Origin of the sequence: Microseira wollei NIES-4236 (genome assembly GCF_020521235.1) — a bacterium.
Lineage (GTDB): Bacteria > Cyanobacteriota > Cyanobacteriia > Cyanobacteriales > Aerosakkonemataceae > Microseira > Microseira wollei.
In genome coordinates, this window is record NZ_BLAY01000843.1 from 1 (window position 1) to 211 (window position 211).

General features: G+C 50.2%; 1 protein-coding gene. It reads left to right on the forward strand.

Translation table 11 applies throughout. The annotated features are described in order from the left end of the window. The coding region (locus MiSe_RS50635) for a choice-of-anchor D domain-containing protein (RefSeq protein ID WP_226595182.1) at positions 1-211 on the forward strand (211 nt) is incomplete at both ends.

Consider the following 211-nt stretch of genomic DNA (forward strand, 5'->3'; position numbering starts at 1 on the left):
GAAATCGAAATCCTTGATGGCAATACCTCACTCACCGATGGAAACTCGACACCGCTGGACTTGGGTAACGTGAATGTGGGGGGGAATCTAACCAAAACCTTCACCTTGAGAAATACCAGTACCACGCCGCTAACTTTGAGCAATCTCACCTTGCCAGAAGGGTTTAGTTTACAAGGCGACTTTCCGGCAACCATCGCACCAAACGCCACGG